This is a genomic window from Pseudobdellovibrionaceae bacterium, from assembly GCA_020635075.1.
GTDB lineage: Bacteria > Bdellovibrionota > Bdellovibrionia > Bdellovibrionales > UBA1609 > JADZEO01.
Genome location: JACKAM010000001.1, coordinates 533,502 through 554,367, shown reverse-complemented (window position 1 = coordinate 554,367; position 20,866 = coordinate 533,502). Strand labels below are relative to the sequence as shown.

Below are 20,866 nucleotides of genomic sequence, written 5' to 3'. Positions count from 1 at the left end.
TCCTTTTCTTAAAACAAGCCTTCGTGCTCTTTGGGATCAAAGTACCAGCGGTCGATGTCTGGGTCCCACTCATCCCAGGTTTTGATCTTCTCCAATTGCGGCAACATCTCTTTGGGAACGATGCCCTCGACCAGGAAGGCCTTTTGCCGGCGTAAGGGATACGGGTTTCGTAGTTCAAAACCCAAGACTCCGAGGATTCCGCGAGCCACATACCAGGTGGCCTGGGAATTCCAACCGTGGGCGATCTTAATCACGATGCCGAGCCCGTCTGGGTAATCGGGATGAGAAACCGCCATACCCAAAAGACCATCGGCCCCTTCTTTGGCAATCACCCGACCCATACAGGATTTCATGATAGTGGTGTCTAACCGATTATAACCACCTACCAGATCCGGGTGGCGAATCATGGCTTCCCATATCCAGTCTTCGCCCTTGTTTTTGGCCAGTCCCGCATAGCACTCGGCTAGCTGATTCACTGTCATAGCCACAGTCGGCAGGCCGTCACCGTCACGAGCGATCCGTTGGGGAACAAAGCTCTCACCCAAATAGCGACGGACAACTTTCATGTACTCTTTGAACACCTGATGGCTGGGCAGAGTGTAGCCGGCTCGGTTCCAACCCTTGAGGCGGCAGCCGCGCAAAATAGCGGCGTGATGACCAGAAGAATTATTAAACCAGCGGCGGGGACGTCGCACCTGACGACCGAACTGCACGAGTGGCAGATCCAAAGGTGTGAGCATTAAGCCCCACTCCCCTTCACTCAACAAACTCTGGGAAACCTCGACGTGCTCATAGGTTCCGTTGTGGGAAGCGACGCTAACAGCTTTTTGCTTCCAGCTGGTGTCGTCTTTGAGAACATCGCTAAAGACCTTGATGTAAAAAGGCTTCATCATGGAGCGACCGTAACAAAGCACATTTCCGCCAAAGGCGTGAATCTTCTTGTTGCCCGAGTACCAAGAGACCGCACCATGTATGGTGTTTTCACTGACGCCATTGCGGCGGTAATCGACCAAGGGCTCCCACTCCACATCACGGCCGGTGGGAATGCCATCTAGTTTTTCACCCAGAGGGCTTGTCGGATAGTTGTCATTGACCTCGCGAAAACTCATGGCTCCATCCCTTCATCACCCTCAGAATCCGGATGAAACTGGGCCAACTCCATCTCTCTCTCCAACTCCTCGGGGCTTCCACCCAGGACGTTACGTTCGCCCGCGTAGACTTCGGGATCATCCTCGTCGAACTCCAAATCACGAGCCGCCTGCTCAGCAGGAGTCAATCCGACCAGGGCTGCACCAGTTCCCAGCATGGGCTGATACTCGAACACCTGGCCACTGTAACGATTGTTTTGCCCCATGGCGGCGGCCAACCACCAAATGGGCTTGAAGTTATTGACCTTGTTGACCCGAGCTTCCCTGTGAAACTGACGGGACAGTTGGGAGGCATCTTCCAACCGACCAGCACCCAAAAATTCCAAAAACTTCTGATTCCACTCTTCATCCTTAAGGGATGAGATCTTGTCGTTTTTGGGGTCGATCCACTCGGTGTAGAGGCGATTACTCAAAGAGCTAATGGAAACAGCGACCGCCTTGCGGCCTTGTTTTTCAATCGCATCACGAGCGGCTTTACCTAGCACCAAAGTCTCGGCCCGATCGGAGTAAATGTTGCTCGAAACGATGACGGCTGGGATCCTGTTGTCGGGGTTAAACAGCTTCAATGCCACCACTGAACCGGTGTCGATAGGGAATCCCTTATAAGCCGTGGTGCGGGCGTGAAGGCCACGAGCCTCACAGGCCTTCTGGTACTCACTGGCAAACTCAGCATCGATGCGAAACTTGTAAGGGATGGATCCCAACTCATGAAACTCATCATCCACGTGAACAAACTCAGGCTCAGGCAATGCTTGAATTTGGTGGCCCAAGATACTGGCCCAATAGGTGGAATAAATAATCAATAAATTCGCCTCGGTACTCTCGATCTCTTCACGCACACGATCAAAGGCCTTGCGCACCTTCAGCCAACCGGGGTTTTTCTCAGGAGCCAAAAGAATATGGGGTAGACCCGGAACCAAAAAACCTTTTACCACTCCCGCACTGGTCTTCATGCCTCAACTCCTTTGGTCACTTCATTCCATTCCACCACCGCATTGCCGGTGCCGATCACTGTTCCGTAGGCGTGAACCGTGGCCGGATAGGTGGGAAAGTTCATAGCAGCCAACATCCAGGTGGTGGCTCCTCCATCAGTTTCTGCGATGGTTTGCTCGGTAAAGTCCGGCAGGATGTCGATGATCTCTCGGGTCTTGCCCTGTTTCATGAGTTCAATGAGCTTCATGTCCCAAATGTACTGGCCATGGTGGTTGATGTGTTCCCGACTCATGTCTTCAGGAATGTCTCCTTCATCGACGAAATGCCGGTGAGAAAGGGAATTACTGGCGAGCAGCACTACTTTTTTGCCACTGGCTTCAATGGCTTCTCGTGTGGCCTGGCCGAGCTTAACCATCATGGACTGAAGAACGTCCATATTAAAATATTTGGCGGCCCCGTTTGAGCTAATAGCGACAATCGGCTTGTCCCAGCCTGGATTGGTCAGGTGACAGCTGACGATGGTGCCGTAATCAACGCGAAAATCTGGATTGGTCATCATCTGGGTGACCAAGCCTTTGGCTTCGGCCTTGTTGTGAATAGACTGGGCCAAATCTACATCTACATTCAAATCATAGTTGAAGCGAAAGAGATGGGGAAAAATCGGGTCCACACTGATGTTCTTTAAATGAGGAACACCTAAAAAGTGAGTACCGATCTGGGTGCGCCAGTGAGGAGACAAAACCACTAATACGTCGTAGTCTAACTTGGCTAGGCTCTTGCGCATTCTCTCATAGCCCCAGCGGAGGTTCTCCCAGCCACACTCAGCCCGCGCTTCATTTTGCGGCGGATTCTCCGCGTAAACCAAATGAGGCGGATGGGGAGCTAAGCACCCGGCGACAATTTTTCCTGCTCCTGCACTTGCCATGGTCGACTCCTTAAAATTTATAGCTGCACACAAATGGTTTTGGCTTCGGTGAAAAACTCCATGGAGAAATCCCCACCCTCGCGACCCACGCCGCTCGCCTTGACGCCACCAAAGGGAACTCGCAGGTCTCGCAACAACCAGGTGTTAATCCACACCGTTCCCACATGAAGGCTGCGGGCCAGCTTGTGAGCGGCCGTGAGGTCTTTGGTGAATATGGAGGCTGAAAGCCCATAGGGTGTGGTGTTGGCCCACTTCACCGCTTCATGATTGTATTTGAAGGGCATCACCGATACGACCGGACCGAAGATTTCTTCCTGCTGCATTTCAGAACACTCCGAGAGGTCCTTAACGATGGTGGGTCTGATAAAGTAGCCCTTCTTCATTTCGGCGGGCAGGCCTTCGGGCACCCCGCCACCGGCGACGATCTTGCCTTTGTCCTTTTTCATTTTTTCCAATGCGGCGAGGACATTGTCGTAGTGTTCTTTACTTACCAAGGGACCCATAAAGGTTTTGCTGTCCTTCGGGTCACCAACCACCAGTTTTTCAGTTTGCTCAATAAAACCCTCAAGGAACTGATCGTAGATATCTTGATGAACAAAAATCCGCGAGCCACACAGGCAGATCTCGCCTTGATTGAGAAAACTCGCACGAATGGTGGCCGGGATGGCTTTGCGCAAATCTGCATCTTTGCAGATGATATTGGCATTTTTGCCGCCCAACTCAAGACTGACCTTTTTAAACTGCGAGGCCGCACCCTTAAGAATTTTCTCCCCTGTTTCCGTTCCGCCGGTAAATGAAATCAAAGGCACCCCGGGATGAGAAACTAAGGTGGCTCCCGCTGTCTCGCCGCGACCGAGGACAATGTTGACGACTCCTGGAGGAAGACCTGCCTCATTGAGAATTTTGCCGAGCAGATAAGCTGTCATCGGCGTCCACTCGGAGGGCTTACACACCACTGTGTTCCCCACCGCAATGGCCGGGGCAATCTTCCAGGTCAAAAGATAAAGAGGCAAATTCCAGGGTGAAATCAGTCCAGCCACACCTACGGGATCACGGACCACGTAGTTAAAGGCCTTGCCATCCATGTCGGTGGCCATTTCCTGAAGATGCAAAATCTTGGTGGCAAAAAAGCGGAAGTTTTTAACCGCACGGGGAATCTCCACTTCCAGAGCTTGCTGATAAGTCTTACCCTGGTCGCGGCTCTCAGCCCGTGCCAGCTCCTCGACCCGCGTTTCAATGCCATCGGCGATCTTCATCATGATCCGCGAACGCTCTTCGGCTGGGGTGGATGACCATTTCTCAAAAGCAGCGTTGGCTGCTTTGACCGCCAGGACCATATCGATTTCGTCAGAATCTGGGCACAGGGAGTAGACTTCACCCGTGGCCGGTTCAAAGTTGTCGAGATACTTCCCATTGTGAGGAGGGCAATACTCGCCGTTAATGAAGTTCGCTAACTTTTGCATCTTAGGCTTCCTTTAGTTCAACAAGGGGGCGACCTTCTCCATAAAGGTTCGCATACTGGATTTCACTTCTTGGTTGTTGTGATTGTTGAAATCAAACCATAACATCAGGCGATCATCCGGGTGGTACTTGGCCTTAATTTGCTCAGCCAAGTCCTCTGGACTCCCTGCCAAAGTATTACCTACTGCGGCTTCCACCTTTTGTGGGTCCAGAGTTCCCTCCATGGCCGTCCAATAGGTGGCCCAGGCTTTCTCAGCTGCCTTCTTGGCTTTTTGAGTTTTGGCCTCTCTCGACAATCCAGAGGTATCATCCACATAGATCAAAGCCGTCCTCGGCATAAAATCTCTCTGCCAGGTGCCGCCGTCAGGGTGATAGACCTTTCTCATGCGCTCGTGGGTTTGTTCAATCACCTCAGGAGGCGTGATCGACAGATTAAACACCGACACAGGCAGGTACTTGTTGGCCATCTCCTGGAGCTTGGGATCGTGACTGCCCAAAACCAAATTTAACAATCTTAAAGGCGCATCAAAAGGGATGACTCCCACCTGATCAAACTCCCACCGACTCCGAAGAGGAATCTGTTTTGCGTTGGCATCACCACCATCCTGCAGGTGAGCCTCCCAGGCTCGATTCCAATCCTCAGTCGAACGAAAATCTTCGGGCATCATGATCTGTGCAGCCACATCTTTAGAGCAAAACACATCGCCACGAAGAAAGCGCAGCATGATTTCGGTGGCTTCATTGAGAATCTTGCCCTTCACCACCGGCCATGCCGCCTTTTCCGCCCGGTTGCGGGGTTTAATTCCATAAGGAATGTTGGAAAACTCAAAACGTCCAGACGCAAAGCCCAAATGTAGCCGCCGTTTTTCCTGATCGTTGAGGCCATGCAGAGATAAAAACGTCTTGATCGCTTCGGCATTGGCAATAGGGCCACCGTTGCAAAGGATATTGCGGATGGCACTTCCCACTTCGATATTTTTGGTGCGAGCAAAAATGACGTGGGCCATTTGCAAAATATCGGTGTTGAGACCAATCTCTCCCTTAAAGTGAGGGATCACCGCCTGCGGGTTTTGCTTTTGCACCTGACAGGACAAGTGGGTCTCAGCCAACCAGGCCGTGCCATAGCCCAACTCATCGGCCAATTGGAGTTGATCAAAGAAATTTTCAAACATGACCCGCTCACTCGGAGTGTATCCATCCACTTCGGTCTGGCAAATGGAGAAAAATGCATCAAACTTCATAGACAACCCAGCCTTCCCCCATCGACAGGAAGGTTAATGCCATTGATGTAGGCCCCAGCAGGACTAGCCAAGTAGCCAACGGCTTGAGCCGTCTCTTCAGGCTTGGCAAACCGGCGTAAAGGAACGCTCATCTTCCAATCATGCTCCACCTTGTCCTTGGCTTGGTTGAGTCGGCCAGCAGTGGCTTCAATCAATGTCGACAGTCGATCGGTGGCAGTATAACCGGGAAGTACATTGTTCACGGTAATACCAATAGGCCCCAACTCATTGGCCAAGGTTTTTGCCCAACTGGCAACAGCCCCGCGAATGGTGTTAGAAACGCCAAGATTAGGGATGGGCATTTTAACTGAGGTGGAAATGATGTTTATGATCCGCCCGTATCCCGCGTCTTTCATTCCGGGCACTAACATTTGCACAAGAAGATGGTTGGCCAAAACATGCTGCTGAAAGGCCTGAAGGAACTCTTCCGGCTTGGCATCGAGCAAAGGCCCGCCTTTAGGGCCTCCGGAATTGCACACCAGAATGTGAATGGGCCCCACTTCAGAAAGAGCGGCCTGAACCTGCTCCAGCAACTGCGGTAATTTCGCCAAGTCGGCAACTAGAAGTCGGTGATTGCTGGGGTCGGGTAATGAATCCCTGACCTTGGCTAACTCCGATTCATTTCTCGCCAAAAGCAGGACCTTGGCCCCTTGCTCGGCCAATTGTCGAGCTGTGGCGGCGCCAATTCCTTGGGATGCCCCGCAAACTAAAGCTGTTTTGCCATTTAATTCCTGTTGAATGGTATCACCTCACCGTTAGGAAAGCGTCAATGTCCCTCACCTGAGGGCCCGAGGGTAAAACCAACACGCATTTTGTACATGAGACTGGGGGAAAGACAATACCACAGACCATAACGCTCTATGTAAAGTGGACAGATAGCAATAACTTAATTAACATAAGGGAAAGTCTTACACCATTCTTCAATGCAACAAGGAAAGGACCCCCATGAGAATTCTAATGGTGCTAATCGCTACCCTTTTTATCTTCTCCTGCGCCTCAACAAAAAAGAAGGACGGGGCTCCGACCGGTGACACTGCAGCCCCAGCCGCTGCTGAAGCCAAAAGCGAAGAAACCCCAAAGGCAGATGCGGCTCCTGCCAAGGCAGCAGCAAACTCAGCCGGCGCGGCTGTTTGCAAGGCTCCTGGCGATGAACGACAGCTAGAGGTGGTCAAGCCCGATGGCGGCGGATGCGAAGTCCACTACACCAAGTTTGGCACGGACAAGGTGGTGGCCAACGCGCAAAATGACATTTCTTACTGTGAGGAAGTGTTCAATCGCATCAAGAATCGATTGGTCGAAGCCGGATTTGAGTGCAACTGATAGTTGGTCGCCTCTGTAAAAAAAAGCCGCTCAATGAGCGGCTTTTTTTTTGCCGTTGACTCAATCCACTAAGGCCTAGGCGAAGGACCCGACTTCCCAGGGTCACGAGTGGCTGGTGAGCCTTGTGAGGCCTTCTTGAGATCTTCCATGCTCGGAAGAAAATAGGGAGTCGCCACCGACAAGCGGGTCATGTACATGAAACCACCTCCCAAGTGATTGATCCCTGCCTTCTCATAAATGAAGTGAAACAACTCATCCGCCTGACCAATGTCCTTACAAGGCACTGTCACCAGGTCTTTCTCCACCTCTTCAGGAATTCCACCACGCCCCGGTGGATCGTGAATGTCAAAACCCCGGGCAAAGGCGAAATGGGCGCGGGTGATACCTTCTTCATAGAGGGCCTGAACAAGAGGTAACCCCTTTCCCTTGGGAAGCACACAGGTGATCAAGCGTCCTTCAAGTTCTTTGCGCTCAATCTTACTCATCGATGCCTCCCATTGGATCCCAGCTTCTCCAAGACCACCGGAGGAATAAAAGTCCCGGCCTTTTCCAAAGGCGTGATGTAAATAAACCCTTTACCCGGAGTGTCCAGCTGTCCGGCCAGGTACATCTTCTCGAATACGTAGTCGGCCTGTTCTGAGGAAACCACGATATTGATGATCTCTTTTTCAACTTCCACGGCGACGCCGAGAAGACCGAGTCGCTCTCTGACTCCCGACCCACGCGCATAGTAAACCGTGGCCCCCTGGGCTCCGGCTTCGCGAGCGGCTTTCACAATGGTATCGGCCTGCCCTTTTTCCACAATACAAGTGATCAGAGAGGCATCAGTTAACACGGTTAGCGAACGTTGTTGTGACATGTTGATACTCCTTTAAACTTAAGCAGAAGCGGCTGACGGTTTAACACTAGATGCGCCTTGTGACCGGGCCTTTGATTTGGCTTTATTCTGTACATAGAGGCCCATGGTGAGGACTGATAAAATGGGGCAGAGTGAAGCCATCGAGAGAATTCCAAACCCTTCAATGACGCCTGTGGCATTACCAAAGCCCAATCCCATGGCCAAAACCAGGGGCACGGTGACTGGACCTGTGGTCACACCCGCTGAATCCCAACCCACATTGACGAATTCTTCTGTCGAAAAGTAAGTCAGAATCAAAAGCCCCAAATATCCGGGAATCAATAGGTACATGAGTTGCCAATTGAACACCAGCTTGGCCACGCCCAAGGCAATTCCTACCGCCACACCGAAGGAAACTGAATACATGAGCATGGATTTCTTAAAGGCTCCATTGGTGAGGTTTTGCACCGTCATCCCCAGGGCATTCAAAGCGGGCTCTGCCAGAGTCGCTCCAAAACCAAGGAAGAAGGCGAAGGCAAAGGCGATAAATAGACCCAGGTTACGCCAATACAGAGGCGAGTCAGTCACAGCCTCAATTTGCGTGAAGGCCGCCGGCACTAAACTCCCCGACTGGTCACCCAGCTTGGCAAGACCATAGGTGAGACCGACATTGAAAATACCCATGCCAACCACCGCCAGGAAAATGCCGTAAAAAACAATTCCAGAGTTACGAATCTTTTCCCGCAATACAGCTTTCATCACCAGGACCAGAAAGATCACCAGCGGCACGATGGCGCGAATGGCGAGGATGATTTCGTTCCAGGGAGTTTGTTCCCACCAGCCCAATTCAGTGGTCTTACCAGACATTTCGGCCGCCGCCGCAATAATGGCCTCTGGAGAGGTGGTGTGGCTGATATACAGTCCCACGCAGAGAGCACCCATGATGGGAAATAACGACGCCAGGGTCACAATTCCGAAACCCGAAAGGGTGGAATCCCCTCGTCCCACGACTGAGGCGACTCCAATTCCAAGAGATAAAACCAGAGGCACCGTTACCGGTCCTGTTGTCACCGCGCCACAGTCCCAGGCGAGACCAATCAGTTTAGACAGTTCAGGATCAAACATTCCAATGTAGCCAGTGAGGGCCAAGACGGGAATCAAACTGCAGTAGATCAGTGGTTTTAAACTCCAATCATAGACAAACCGCAATGTCCCTAAGATGGCCGCCAAACCAACGCCGGCACCTACCATTAGGACCAAAACGTCGGAGTACTTGTTGAGAATGGCATAGAGGTAGGGAGCCTTATCAACCTGGACAATTTGCCCTGCCGCTTTAAGAGCACCAATCGCCGGCTCCGCAAACGTCACTCCCACACCAAGTAAAAAGGCAATAAGCAAAACGACTGGCAGTGGGGACTTTACTGGCAGAGTGTTACCGATCGACTCTCCAAAAGGCATAAGACCCAGTTTGAGACCTTCCATAAAGAGCATGAGTCCCAACATCACCGAGAACAAACCGCCCGTAATAATAAAGGCGTCCGTCACCCCTTGACGGAGAATGAATATTTGAAAAATCACCAAGTAGACAGCCAGTGGTACGACAGCCTTCACCTGCTCAATGAAACGCACACTGGTGTAGGGCGCCAAGATCCGGTAGATGTCTGTTCCGGTAACGGAGAGCTTTTCAGGTTTGATCGGGATGTCATTTCCCTGATCATCTTTTTGGGGCTTTACCGCCAGATCGTTGAAGCTGATCTGAGCTTGGCGTACCGACATTTCTCGAACAAATTCCCCATAGCGGATTCCTGGCTCCATGAAATCCCTTTCCGCGGTTAGGCGTATAATCTCGATCCTTGAGAGTTTTTAGGTACTTACTATTCTAAGAAGCCACGGGAGTGAGTCAAGTTAAACACCCGATAGAAGGCGATCTTAACTGTTTAGTGACCGGCTAAAAGTCGAGGTCAGAAGGGTCAACAACTCGGCCACCCGACCCTAGATTCGAATGAACAGACGAGCATTCAGCAAATCAGAAATGAAAAATGCCCTTTTAAAAATTATGTTCCTCTTCAGGATTGATCTTGAGCCAGCGACTCAGGTAGTGAACCCCTACATAAAAGGGAAGGGTATCGCAAAGAGCGGCCACCATCTTAAACAAATAATTGCTACCCATAAGACTTAAAAATGCCGCTAGCACCATCTCTCCTTTGAATAGCATGGCCCCAAAAGTAATGCTGATAACGGCAAAGCTGTCGATGGCCTGGCTGACCAGAGTGCTAAAGTTGTTGCGCACCCACAAATGCCTTCCCCGAGTTACCCGTTTCCAAAAGTGAAAAAGGTAGACATCGCAAAACTGAGCCGCGATATAGGCCACCATGGAGGCCAAAACCGATCCGGCTGTGCAAGCGTAGAGAAGATGGAACAACTCGCCTTGTTCAGCCAGAGTCTCGCCGTTGGCTAAAGGTACTGGCTTGGCGAAAACCAGAGACTGCCACGGCGGCTGAAGCTCAGGCGAAACCCCTGGCATGAGGTGACCTAAATACATAACGGAAATCACAAAAACATTGAGGCCCAATCCCACCCACACCACCATATTTGCGCGCTTTTTCCCGAACAGTTCCGAAATCAAATCCGTACACAAAAACGTCAGCGGGTAAGGGAGAACCCCTACGGCTAATGCCAAGGGACCAATGTGAATGAACTTGGTGATACCAATGACGTTAAGTAAGGTCATTGAGCCCCAAAAGATGGCAGCGAGAACAAGGAACACCCGCTCTCGCCGCTCTTGTAATGGTGTCAGACTCATATCAGCTCCCCCCTATTCGCCTAGCCTGTCGATGCCGACTTTAGGGTGTTGGCCCCAGACTAGAACACTGCAATACCAAAAGATACCGGGGTATCTTTCGGTAACACAATTTGTCACCGGCGCCTAGGAGAATGACAGAGATACCCTTCTCTCAGTCACGAGAGAGCCTTTCAATGTGCATCTGCTTTGCATCTAGGCAGAGCGAACTCAGAACTCAGAGGATGTGCCCATGAAATCAAAAGTGCTTGTGTTGATCACCCTGGCCGTCGCCCTATCAGCCTGCGACAGCTCACGCAAAGAACACGCCGCCAAAGCCGCTAACGACAAGGCCAACAAGGCTGTGGCCGCTTCCGAGGAACAAATGAAAAAAGCCCAAGCCTTGGCCGCCCAGGCGGAGACCATTCTGGAGTCCACCTCTGTTCCCGGCGAAATCCTCCTTGCCGGAGTGATGGTGCAAGACCAAGCGGCCGCCACGGGAGTTACCCAACGGGTGTTGGATCCGCGGATCAAGTTGCGTTTGCAAAGTGGACGCACAGGGGAAAAGGTGGAATCCAAACCCCTTGAGGATGCCAAAGCCCAGCGCTTGATTCGCCAAACCTCCATTGTGCATGATTCAGTCCCCACCTCGTTGGCCAAAATTGAAAAGGGCACGGACTTGGTTATTGGCTGTGAAAACGAAACTGCTGTTAAAGAACTGTTGGCTGCGGGACGCAAAGCCAAAGTGATATCTGAAGACGTGATCATTGCCCGCGATCAGGGAGTCCACCTGATGATTGCTGATCGGGTGATTTTGTGTGGGGAAATGGCTCCTGGTGGTTTGGCTCTGATTGAAGCCAACGAGTTGGTATTTGCCAACTTTGCTTTGAACACCACCGGTTTTGGACTTCCTATTCAGGTCAATACCGCAAAGCTAACTTTGATTGGTCAGAATCTTCTGGCAGCGAAGGGAATGCCCATCAGCCAAACCGCCAAAGGTGGAGCCAGTATTCAACTGACTGTGACAAGCTCCATCGACGGCGAAGGCACACTGGAGATCCTCACCGAAGGTGGCGACCTTGTTCGTAATGGCATCGGTCGACGCTAATCTGGATTGTGAGTGAACCCCATGGCTGGTCGAGCAAAAAACAAAAATACTGGAAAGGCCAAGGGCAAGACCTTGGATCTCCACGGCCGCACCACCGACGAGGTCTTTGATCTGGTCGACGCCTTTTTACTCAAAGAAAGTCAGCGCGGGGCTCACACCGCTCGCATCATGACCGGTAAAGGCAAGGGCCTCGTTCAGAAAGTGGTGATCGATTACTTGCGCAAGGCCCATTACCATTGGAGCCACGAGAGGCTCGCTGATGGCCGCCCTAACGAGGGCGTTTTGGTCATTCACCTGGAATAGTTGCCCGTTTGGGCCCGGGATTGTCATCTTGCCCAGCTAGCCAACTAATCACCTTAATCTATTGAAATCACCTGGGATATCCGACCCTAGGGCATGAGTGCTCAATATCCAGTCAATTCCCTTCCGCCCCCAAGACACCTGAGCCGAGCTGAGAGGGCACAATTTATGGAATTGATAAAGGTAGAGGCGCTGATTGAAAGAGCGCCGAGGCTGACTTTTTAGGAGAGTTTGTATGAATGAAATCATGATCCAACAGATGAAGGGATCTCTCACCCGCTTTCTTCTCGGAATGGCTACTGGAGGAGTTCTCTGTTTGCTCCTCACTTTCGTCATTCACGGTTAAAATACACCACACCAAAGCTTGTCAGCTCCCAATTTAGATTAGAAAATGGTTTCGTCAATCAGATCAGTTGGGGGTGAGCACAATGGAACATATGCTGTGGCTGGATATGGAAATGACGGGATTGGATGTGAACAAGGAAGTCCCTATTGAGGTGGCTGCAGTCATCACCAATAAGAAACTAGAATCCCTAGAAACTTATCATGCTGTCATTCGCCAGCCCCAACACTATCTGGACAATATGGATGACTGGAACAAATCCCATCATGGTGACTCGGGGCTGACGGCCATGATTCCATCAGGCAAGGAACCTGACTTGGTGGAAAACGATTTGATTGATTTGGCCAATCGCTTTTGGAGTGACGAAAAGGTGGTCCTGTGCGGGAATTCCATAGGCCAAGATCGCCTGTTTATTGATAAGTACTTCTCTCGTTTTGCAGAAAAACTCCACTACCGGATGCTCGACGTGACGGCCTTTAAGTTGATCTTTAACAACTTCTACAATCAGAAATTTGAAAAGCAGAACACCCACCGAGCCACGGATGACATTCAAGAGTCCATCAACGAACTAAAGTTCTATCTTTCCTTTATCAGGACCTAAGCTTGACTCTTGAGCGGGAAGCTTACCTGTTTCAAGTTGAGACAAAATCCCCTGGCGAAGCTTTGGCCAATTGCTGCAGAAAATTTGCGAGGCCTCACAGCCTATTGCTGCTCGCGCCCTAAGTGTCCCAGGGGGAGATTTCTACCATCCCCTCGCTAGGGTTTATTTACCAAATGCCGGATAATTAAAGGAACTTGTCAGTTGGGGCAATGCGGGCCGTTTTTTCCGAAGATGCTGACAAACAAAAAAAGATTTTTGGTCAGACTACTGTGCGTAAAAATTCGGGGGGCGGACCTCTATGGGCAAACGATGGGGTTCTAAGATCGCTGTAGTGAGCGGTCTCACATTAATAGTGCTTTCATTTCAAAACTGCATGTCGAGTCACGACAAGTTCAATGAGAATCTTGTCGACCTCAATGCCATCAACAACGAGCGGATTACGGCCGGCGCCTTGGGCGTTTTGCAAACTGCTTGTTCTGGATGTCATTCGCCGACATCGGCGACCACTACGCCGATTCCGGATATTCTCGATGTGGATGCCTTAACGGCTGATGACTGGATTGTCCCGGGTGAGCCGCAAAATTCGCCTGTGTACCTGGTGATGGTTGATGGCCTGATGCCTCACGATGGCGAGATTTCGGCTTCTGACCGACAAATGGTGCGAGATTGGATTATTGTTTTGGGCGGTGGCGACCCTAATGCCTCACCCAATCTACCACCGGCTCCTCCACCGGGAACTCCTCCTCCTGGAGGTGGTGGCGGACCATCAGGAACTGTACTGTATAACACCTACTGTGCCAGCTGCCACGGCGTGGGCGCGGCTTCCACCAAGCGCGGTCGTACGGCAGGACAGATCACCAATGCCATCGGTACTGTTGGCCAAATGGTGGGTCTTCAAGGTCAGCTGAGTCCGGCCCAGATTCAGGCGATTGCTGATTATTTGGGTAGCATCTAAAGCAAGGTCACTCATAAAACAAAAAAGCCCTGATGAGAATCAGGGCTTTTTGCGTTTTAGACTGTCGTTCGCTGCCGATTAGTAGCGATAGTGCTCGGGCTTAAAAGGGCCTTTTTCGTCCAGGCCCAGGTAACTGGCTTGCTTGTCCGTCAGCTTGGTCAGTTTGACCCCGAGTTTACTCAAGTGAAGAGCCGCTACTTTCTCGTCCAACTGCTTTGGCAGACGGTAGACCGCAATTTCCTTATAGGCCTCACGGTTGTTCCAGAGTTCCATCTGAGCCAACACCTGGTTGGTGAAGGAGTTGGACATCACAAAGGATGGGTGACCCGTGGCGCAGCCCAAGTTCACCAAACGGCCCTTGGCCAAAACAATGATCTTGTGGCCGTTTTTGAGGGTGTGAATGTCTACCTGGGGCTTCACTTCGTTGATTTGCGAGTTGGCGTTGAGCCAAGCCATGTCGATCTCAATATCAAAGTGGCCGATGTTACAGACGATTGCGCCGTCCTTCATCTTATTGAAGTGCTTCTCGACGATAATATCGCAACAACCGGTGGTGGTGACAAAAATGTCGGCCTCATTGACGGCCTCTTCCATGGTGGTGACTTCAAAACCTTCCATTGCCGCCTGAAGAGCACAGATGGGATCAATCTCGGTCACCAGAACGCGGGCACCAAAGCCACGCATGCTCTGGGCACAGCCTTTACCCACATCGCCGTAGCCAGCCACCGCCACAATCTTGCCAGCCACCATGGTGTCTGTGGCGCGCTTGATTCCGTCGGCCAAGGACTCACGACAGCCATAGAGATTATCAAACTTGGACTTAGTCACAGAGTCATTGACGTTAATGGCCGGACACTTCAGGCGCCCCTCTTTCAGCATCTTCTCCAGGTTATGAACACCAGTGGTCGTCTCCTCAGAGAGACCAACGACTTTTTTCATCAACTCGGCAAAGCGAGGTTCATGCATCATATTGGTCAAGTCACCGCCGTCATCGAGAATCAGGTCGAACCCCTCAGGCCCCCAACCGACGATGGTCTGCTCGATGCACCAGTTAAACTCCTCTTCCGTCTCACCCTTCCAGGCAAAAACAGGAATGCCGGCAGCCGCCATAGCAACCGCAGCATGGTCCTGGGTGGAAAAGATATTACAGGAACTCCAGCGAATTTCGGCGCCCAGAGCTGTGAGCGTCTCAATGAGCACAGCTGTCTGGATGGTCATGTGCAGGCACCCGGCAATCTTGACGTCTTTAAGAGGCTTCTTGGGCCCATATTCTTCTCTCAGGGCCATCAGGCCGGGCATCTCGGTTTCGGCGATCTTGATTTCTTCGCGGCCCCAGCGAGCCAGCTCGGCAAACTTCTTGGGATCTTCCATGGCCTCCCGACAAACACGGTAATCCGGCTCTTGGGTTTGAGTCTTTTTGGGCGTGTTAGTGGTCATATCCATTACCTCTTGCACAATAGGGCTCCTATTTAGGGTGATAGCGTCAAATCAACGCTCATGATTGTATTCAGAAGGGCAGTCTACCCATTCCAGGGGAAATTGCAAGACTCACAAAATCTGGCTCAAGTGCATTATTAATCGAGGGAGGTGAGGATTTCGTAGCGCTTGTCGGTGATGAGGATGGTGTGCTCAAACTGAGCCGACAGAGTCCCATCTCCGGTCTCATAATACTTGATGGATGAGTTCGGGATGCTCATTTCTTTGATCGGCGCATCGGTCTCGTTGATCATGGGCTCGACCGTAATACATGTAAAGGGCACCAGCTTCTCTCCCCGGCCCTTCTTGCCATAGGAAGGGACAAAGGGGTCGGTGTGGAACTTTTTGCCAATGCCGTGACCACCAATCTCTTTAACGGGGAAATAACCCTTTTTGGTCACATACTTGTTGATAGCAAAGCCAATATCACCAGTGGTCCCAAAAGGCCTGACCACTTCAATGCCCTTGAGCATGGCCTGCTCAGCAACCTCAGTCAGCTTCTTGGCTCGATCGCTGACCTCTCCCACAAAATAGGTGGCCGAGGTGTCGCCAAAAAAACCCTGTTTCACACTGGTCACATCCACATTGAGCATATCCCCCTCTCTGAGTGGGATATTGTCAGGGACGCCGTGGCAGATGCAGGCATTTACTGAGGTGCAAATAGACTTGGGAAAGCCGTTATAATTAAGCGGAGCTGGGACTGCATCATGGCTCAAAGTGAAATCATAGACGATCTGATCTAGCTCATTGGTGGTCACGCCCGGCTTAATGAACTTTGCCACATGGGCCAGAGTGGCCGCAGCCAGCTGGCAGACCTGTTCCATCAGTCGAATTTCATTGGCAGCTATAGGAGTCATATCGCCTCATCTAGGCCCTTTTTGTAGCAGATAGCGCCCCAAGGCCGCAAGGGTTGATTCCGGTCAAAAAAAAAGCCCGCATACTCAGATGCGGGCCTTTATTTCTGTCTATGACCGATCTTAAGACAAGTGCTTATTTACGATCTTAGTCATTTCGAACATAGTAACAGTGTTCTTGCCGAAAACGCCCTTAAGTTTGGCGTCAGCATTGATGTTACGACGGTTCTTAGCATCCTGAAGGTTGTGCTTCTTGATGTAAGCCCAAAGCTTCTTCACAACCTGAGTGCGAGGAAGAGGACTAGTACCAACAACTGCAGCCAAGGCAGCGCTAGGCTTCAAGGGCTTCATGAAAGCAGGATTCGGCTTACGCTTTGTCTTCTTCTTTGTAGCCTTTTTAGTAGCTTTCTTAGCAGCTTTCTTAGTTGCCTTCTTTTTTGTAGCCTTTTTCTTAGTTGCTTTTTTGGCGGCTTTTTTCTTAGTCGCCTTCTTAGCAGCTTTCTTAGTTGCTTTTTTCTTGGTTGCCTTCTTCTTAGTTGCTTTCTTTCTCTTCTTAGCCATTCGTTTCCTCCCCGTTCGGTAAAAACATATTACCTATTTGGCTTTTTATTGAACACCTTGATGATACTTATTTGCCTAGGGATGTCCAAAGAAAAAAACCATAAAAATGCACTTTTTCCCTCGGAAAATGCCCTTTCCCCCCCGGAAAACCCCCTTTCCCCCCTCGGGAGAGACCCATTTTCCCTCTGAAACCGCCCCCAAAACACCCCTCTCCCCCCGTTTTTCAACTACAGAGGTCGGGATTCCCCCTAGAGAGAGGGCTAGAAGTTCCCTCATTTCCCGAGGGAAAATCATCTTCACGCCCATCTTTGCCGATGAATTATTATGGGACAGGAAAAGAGTTTTCGGGAGATTTTGCAGGAAAAGATGGCCACCACCCCATCTCCACCTTGCGAATCTCAGTCTCAGTCCCATTCCCCACCCACCCCTATGCCCATGGGTGTTGCGGAAATACACCACATCGATGGTTTCAGCCCCGCAGTCGAGGACTATAGGATCCCCTTAGGACGCAAAAGCTACGCAGCCTTCCGCTTTAAACCCATCTCTGGAGTCCTCTCACTTCTCGCTGAATTCTCTCCGACACAAGATCCACTTCCTCCTGAGACACAACCCCCCCGCTCCGAACAGAGAGAACCTGACCAAACCCTCTGTTTGACCAAACTTTCCCCATCCGGCTGTTTCGCCCAGGAGATTTTTCGTCGCTTGGGTGGAGAATTGAAATTCCCCCTCCTATATATAGATCTTAAGAGGACCTACAGAAGCCTGGCCCATAAGTGCCACCCTGACAAGGGAAGCCCAACAGCGGCTGAGGATTTCCAATCCCTACAAGAGGCCTTCGAAATCCTGGAGAAGGAGTTCTTGGCGATCCATACACAAACGACCTCTCCCGAAAGGGACAAGGCCGCTTGATCCTGCGAATTTTTCGCTGGAACATTGAACAGATTTACTGGAGTTGGCGGTAACGGATCCGCTTGGGGACCAAGGTCTCAACACCCATTCTCTTTTTGTAGTCCTCTTCATACTCGGAATAGGGGCCTGGGTACCAATACACCTGACTGTCCCCCTCGAAGGCCAGGGTGTGTGTGCACACCCGATCCAAAAACCAACGATCATGGCTGATAATCACGGCACTGCCACCAAATTCCCCCAGGGCATCTTCGAGAGCGCGCATGGTGTTGACGTCCAGATCATTGGTCGGCTCGTCGAGAAGCAGGAGGTTGCCACCCTCTTTGAGCATCTTGGCCAAATAGAGGCGGTTGCGCTCTCCACCTGATAAGGTGCCCACTTTTTTCTGCTGGTCACCGCCTGAGAAGTTGAACCAGGACACATAGGCCCGGGAAGCCACTTCCTTTCCTCCCAACTGGACAATGTCCTGACCGTCAGTGATTTCCTCAAACACAGTTTTGTTTGGATCCAATTTATCCCGAGACTGATCGATATGGGCAATTTTCACTGTGTCACCGACTTTGAAGGTTCCGCCATCGGGCTGCTCCTGACCAGTGATCATGCGAAACAGGGTGGTTTTTCCCGCTCCGTTGGGTCCGACCACACCGACAATGGCCCCGCGAGGAACAGTGAATTCCATGTTTTCATACAAAAGCTTGTCGCCATAAGCCTTGGACACACCCTTGGCTTCAACCACCACTTCGCCCAGACGGGGTCCCGCAGGAATGTAGATTTGCAGATCCTTTAACTTCTCAGGTGTGGGCTCCTTCAGCAAAGACTCATAATTGGATACACGTGATTTGGCTTTGGCGTGACGACCTTTGGGTGACATACGTACCCATTCCAACTCCCTCTCCAAGGTTTTCATGCGACGGTCGTCCGCCTTTTGTTCTTGAGCCAAACGACGGTCCTTTTGCTCAAGCCAAGAAGAGTAGTTGCCCTTCCAGGGAATCCCTTCCCCGCGGTCTAATTCCAAAATCCAGCCGGCCACATTGTCGAGAAAATAGCGGTCGTGGGTGACAGCAATCACGGTGCCCGGGAATTTGGCCAAATAATTCTCCAACCAGGTCACGGATTCTGCGTCCAAGTGGTTGGTCGGCTCGTCGAGAAGAAGAATATCGGGATTGGACAACAACAATCGGGCCAGAGCCACACGACGCCGCTCGCCGCCAGACAAAACATCCACAGGGCTGTCTCCAGGGGGACAACGGAGAGCATCCATCGCCTGCTCTATCTTTTGATCCACTTCCCAACCGTCAAGAGCTTCGATCTTCTCCTGATAGGAACCCTGCTTTTCAATCAACTTTTCCATTTTGTCCGGGTCCAGATCCGGATCACAGAGCTGCTCACTAATCTTGTGAAATTCAGTCAAATAGTGGTTGAGTTCCCCCAATCCGTCCATGATGTTTTCTTTGACGGACTTGGACTCGTCCAGCTTTGGTTCTTGTTCCAAATAGCCCACTTTAAAATCTCGGGCCGGAAAAGCCTCACCGAGGAAGTCCTGATCCACTCCAGCCATGATCTTTAACAGTGACGATTTCCCTGCACCGTTGAGCCCTAACACGCCGATTTTGGCACCGTAGAAGTAAGACAGATAAATATCTTTGAGCACATAACGGTTAGGAGGATAGACCTTCCCCACGCCTTTCATGGTATAGATGATATCTTCTGCCACTGAGCACCTCCTCAAATGTGAGATCAGCAAATACAAAGGCAAATGTGTATCGCACCTTGATTTGTCTTGTCAAAAGCGACCCAAGGGTTTTTAAACACCCTATGGGGAATGATCGGGAAAAGAAACCAAAACGTCTGTTCGACGCCTGTGCCAAGAGTGTTAAACTCATGGAAGAATGGCAGCTAGATCAAGATGGAGATCCCCAAAACAAACGGGATTACCTGAGCAAAAGAAGGCTCCTGTGGACGCAACTCAAGTCCAAGCTTGAAGAGCTGTCTCGTTAGTTTTTATCGAATTTAGATCCACCCAAACATTGAGGAGAAGCCACCACTTGCTGTTTACTCTTCTGCCACTCTTCAGGAGAAAAAGTGCGCTGACTGAGGGCATGGACTCCATCATTTAGTTCTTGGGCCAAGACTTCAAAAATCCGCCGTTGCCGGTCAATTCGACTCATGCCTTCAAAGACCTTGCTCACCACGACCACCATAAAGTGGGTTTCCGAGCCCGGCGGAACATTATGTTCACTGCTTTCATTGACAACAGCCAGGTGCTGAGGCGCAAAGGCCTCAGCCAGCTTTGTACGGATGCGATCCTCAATAATCAAGCTCAGACCTAGGCTCTAGCTGCTGGACTCCCAACCAGGAATCCAAGCCGTGCCAAGACAAATAGCGCTCATTGCGCGCGAGAAAATCCCTGAAACGTGCCAACTGCTGCCGAGCTTTGCCGAGCATCCTGGTTCCCAGCTTGGCCTCTCCAACAAACTCGACCTTGCAGCTTGAGTTGCGCCCAACCACCAAGTCCAACTCGCCCAAGGTGCGGTGATCACCGGATTCATGGTACTCAACACCTCCAGTGATAAAGTACTCATTCTCCGGAAAGCTCTCCTTAAGAGCGACGATGGCCAGAATCTCAAGCACTTCGCCCTCGCTGCCAAAGTCAAAACCCATTTGGTCTCGATAGGCATCGATGATGTCCAGGTATTGGACCAGATTGCTCCGGCTGGGCGGCGGCTCCTTGCGCTTTTTGTGGGCATCGTAGCCTCCGCTGTGACCACCTTTACTTGGTGGACGGAGAATTTCCCAAAGCGCCTGAGCGTCTCGACGCCCAATCGGGTACTCATGACTGAATCCCCGGTCCCTGGCCCCTTCAATTCCATAGGTAAATGTCTGCAGACCCTTTAATTGAAAGAAATCAATTTGGGTGTCCCGACAGTGCTCTGGAACCGTGAGGTCCTGACGTAAGTTGTGAAGAAAATTGTCATCCGCAGACGCGGTGACAGCCCCTATGACTGAACAGATGACAAGAGTCATGAGTCGGTTCAACCGACGAATACCCCTGATTCTGCGGGTGTGGCGACAGTCCAA

At 51.2% G+C, this 20,866-nt stretch carries 23 protein-coding genes; 7 read left to right on the top strand and 16 right to left on the bottom strand.

All coding sequences use genetic code 11. The features are described 5' to 3' along the window. Positions 1 to 8 precede the first annotated feature (8 nt). Genes H6624_02345 through H6624_02320 form a run of 6 tightly spaced genes read right to left on the bottom strand, consistent with a single transcriptional unit; the run spans position 9 to position 6,487 of the window. Positions 9 to 1,109, bottom strand: coding sequence for an asparaginase (locus H6624_02345; GenBank protein ID MCB9083151.1), 1,101 nt, complete (start codon positions 1,107 to 1,109; stop codon positions 9 to 11). After that, the gene (locus H6624_02340; GenBank protein ID MCB9083150.1) at positions 1,106 to 2,101 is read right to left on the bottom strand and encodes a hypothetical protein; all 996 of its coding nucleotides are present in this window, start codon (positions 2,099 to 2,101) and stop codon (positions 1,106 to 1,108) included. Before H6624_02340 ends, H6624_02345 begins: the two co-directional genes overlap by 4 nt. Next, entirely contained in the window at positions 2,098 to 3,006 is a 909-nt protein-coding gene (locus H6624_02335) for a tRNA U-34 5-methylaminomethyl-2-thiouridine biosynthesis protein (protein MCB9083149.1), read from the bottom strand. The genes H6624_02340 and H6624_02335 overlap by 4 nt, the downstream gene beginning before the upstream one ends. A gap of 17 nt (positions 3,007 to 3,023) precedes the next feature. After that, positions 3,024 to 4,469 (bottom strand): aldehyde dehydrogenase, encoded by a 1,446-nt coding sequence (locus H6624_02330; GenBank protein MCB9083148.1) that lies wholly within the window; start codon positions 4,467 to 4,469, stop codon positions 3,024 to 3,026. Between the two features lie 12 nt (positions 4,470 to 4,481). After that, on the bottom strand, positions 4,482 to 5,708 hold the full coding sequence (locus H6624_02325) for an LLM class flavin-dependent oxidoreductase (protein MCB9083147.1): 1,227 nt from the start codon (positions 5,706 to 5,708) through the stop codon (positions 4,482 to 4,484). Beyond that, a complete protein-coding gene (locus tag H6624_02320; protein MCB9083146.1) occupies positions 5,705 to 6,487 on the bottom strand; it encodes an SDR family oxidoreductase in 783 nt (260 codons plus the stop codon). Before H6624_02320 ends, H6624_02325 begins: the two co-directional genes overlap by 4 nt. A gap of 217 nt (positions 6,488 to 6,704) precedes the next feature. Here H6624_02320 and H6624_02315 point away from each other — a divergent pair, with 217 nt between their 5' ends. Then, on the top strand, positions 6,705 to 7,067 hold the full coding sequence (locus H6624_02315) for a hypothetical protein (protein ID MCB9083145.1): 363 nt from the start codon (positions 6,705 to 6,707) through the stop codon (positions 7,065 to 7,067). Positions 7,068 to 7,135: 68 nt separating this feature from the next. Here H6624_02315 and H6624_02310 read toward each other — a convergent pair whose 3' ends face one another. From H6624_02310 to H6624_02295, 4 genes are all read right to left on the bottom strand, one after another. Beyond that, complete coding sequence (locus H6624_02310; GenBank protein ID MCB9083144.1) at positions 7,136 to 7,552, bottom strand: hypothetical protein; 417 nt, start codon at positions 7,550 to 7,552, stop codon at positions 7,136 to 7,138. Then, on the bottom strand, positions 7,549 to 7,926 hold the full coding sequence (locus H6624_02305) for a P-II family nitrogen regulator (GenBank protein ID MCB9083143.1): 378 nt from the start codon (positions 7,924 to 7,926) through the stop codon (positions 7,549 to 7,551). The genes H6624_02310 and H6624_02305 overlap by 4 nt, the downstream gene beginning before the upstream one ends. Before the next feature lie 18 nt (positions 7,927 to 7,944). Then, positions 7,945 to 9,720, bottom strand: a complete 1,776-nt coding sequence (locus tag H6624_02300; protein ID MCB9083142.1) for a DUF1538 domain-containing protein — start codon at positions 9,718 to 9,720, stop codon at positions 7,945 to 7,947. A gap of 232 nt (positions 9,721 to 9,952) precedes the next feature. Beyond that, positions 9,953 to 10,708, bottom strand: a complete 756-nt coding sequence (locus tag H6624_02295) for a queuosine precursor transporter (protein ID MCB9083141.1) — start codon at positions 10,706 to 10,708, stop codon at positions 9,953 to 9,955. A 229-nt stretch (positions 10,709 to 10,937) separates the two neighbouring features. Here H6624_02295 and H6624_02290 point away from each other — a divergent pair, with 229 nt between their 5' ends. From H6624_02290 to H6624_02275, 4 genes are all read left to right on the top strand, one after another. After that, positions 10,938 to 11,792, top strand: a complete 855-nt coding sequence (locus tag H6624_02290) for a hypothetical protein (protein MCB9083140.1) — start codon at positions 10,938 to 10,940, stop codon at positions 11,790 to 11,792. A gap of 21 nt (positions 11,793 to 11,813) precedes the next feature. After that, positions 11,814 to 12,095: a Smr/MutS family protein gene (locus H6624_02285; GenBank protein ID MCB9083139.1), complete on the top strand. Its 282-nt coding sequence runs from the start codon at positions 11,814 to 11,816 to the stop codon at positions 12,093 to 12,095. A 425-nt stretch (positions 12,096 to 12,520) separates the two neighbouring features. Continuing rightward, positions 12,521 to 13,036, top strand: coding sequence for an oligoribonuclease (orn, locus tag H6624_02280; GenBank protein ID MCB9083138.1), 516 nt, complete (start codon positions 12,521 to 12,523; stop codon positions 13,034 to 13,036). 298 nt (positions 13,037 to 13,334) lie between these two features. Further along, positions 13,335 to 13,991, top strand: coding sequence for a c-type cytochrome (locus H6624_02275; protein ID MCB9083137.1), 657 nt, complete (start codon positions 13,335 to 13,337; stop codon positions 13,989 to 13,991). A gap of 78 nt (positions 13,992 to 14,069) precedes the next feature. Here the strand turns inward: H6624_02275 and H6624_02270 are convergent, their stop codons facing one another. From H6624_02270 to H6624_02260, 3 genes are all read right to left on the bottom strand, one after another. Then, positions 14,070 to 15,428 carry an adenosylhomocysteinase gene (locus H6624_02270; protein ID MCB9083136.1) on the bottom strand — a complete coding sequence of 453 codons (1,359 nt, stop codon included), beginning with the start codon at positions 15,426 to 15,428 and terminating at the stop codon, positions 14,070 to 14,072. A 137-nt stretch (positions 15,429 to 15,565) separates the two neighbouring features. Then, positions 15,566 to 16,324, bottom strand: a complete 759-nt coding sequence (gene map, locus H6624_02265) for a type I methionyl aminopeptidase (protein ID MCB9083135.1) — start codon at positions 16,322 to 16,324, stop codon at positions 15,566 to 15,568. Between the two features lie 120 nt (positions 16,325 to 16,444). Next, positions 16,445 to 16,882 (bottom strand): hypothetical protein, encoded by a 438-nt coding sequence (locus tag H6624_02260; protein MCB9083134.1) that lies wholly within the window; start codon positions 16,880 to 16,882, stop codon positions 16,445 to 16,447. A 324-nt stretch (positions 16,883 to 17,206) separates the two neighbouring features. On the opposite strand from H6624_02260, the gene H6624_02255 reads away from it, so the two are divergent. Next, on the top strand, positions 17,207 to 17,791 hold the full coding sequence (locus H6624_02255; GenBank protein MCB9083133.1) for a DnaJ domain-containing protein: 585 nt from the start codon (positions 17,207 to 17,209) through the stop codon (positions 17,789 to 17,791). A 34-nt stretch (positions 17,792 to 17,825) separates the two neighbouring features. Here the strand turns inward: H6624_02255 and ettA are convergent, their stop codons facing one another. After that, a complete protein-coding gene (gene ettA / locus H6624_02250) occupies positions 17,826 to 19,502 on the bottom strand; it encodes an energy-dependent translational throttle protein EttA (GenBank protein MCB9083132.1) in 1,677 nt (558 codons plus the stop codon). Positions 19,503 to 19,603: 101 nt separating this feature from the next. On the opposite strand from ettA, the gene H6624_02245 reads away from it, so the two are divergent. Next, the gene (locus H6624_02245) at positions 19,604 to 19,786 is read left to right on the top strand and encodes a hypothetical protein (GenBank protein ID MCB9083131.1); all 183 of its coding nucleotides are present in this window, start codon (positions 19,604 to 19,606) and stop codon (positions 19,784 to 19,786) included. Here the strand turns inward: H6624_02245 and H6624_02240 are convergent. Further along, a complete protein-coding gene (locus H6624_02240; protein MCB9083130.1) occupies positions 19,783 to 20,103 on the bottom strand; it encodes a BolA family transcriptional regulator in 321 nt (106 codons plus the stop codon). The genes H6624_02245 and H6624_02240 overlap by 4 nt on opposite strands. Then, a complete protein-coding gene (locus tag H6624_02235; protein MCB9083129.1) occupies positions 20,096 to 20,824 on the bottom strand; it encodes a hypothetical protein in 729 nt (242 codons plus the stop codon). The genes H6624_02240 and H6624_02235 overlap by 8 nt, the downstream gene beginning before the upstream one ends. Between the last annotated feature and the right edge of the window lie 42 nt (positions 20,825 to 20,866).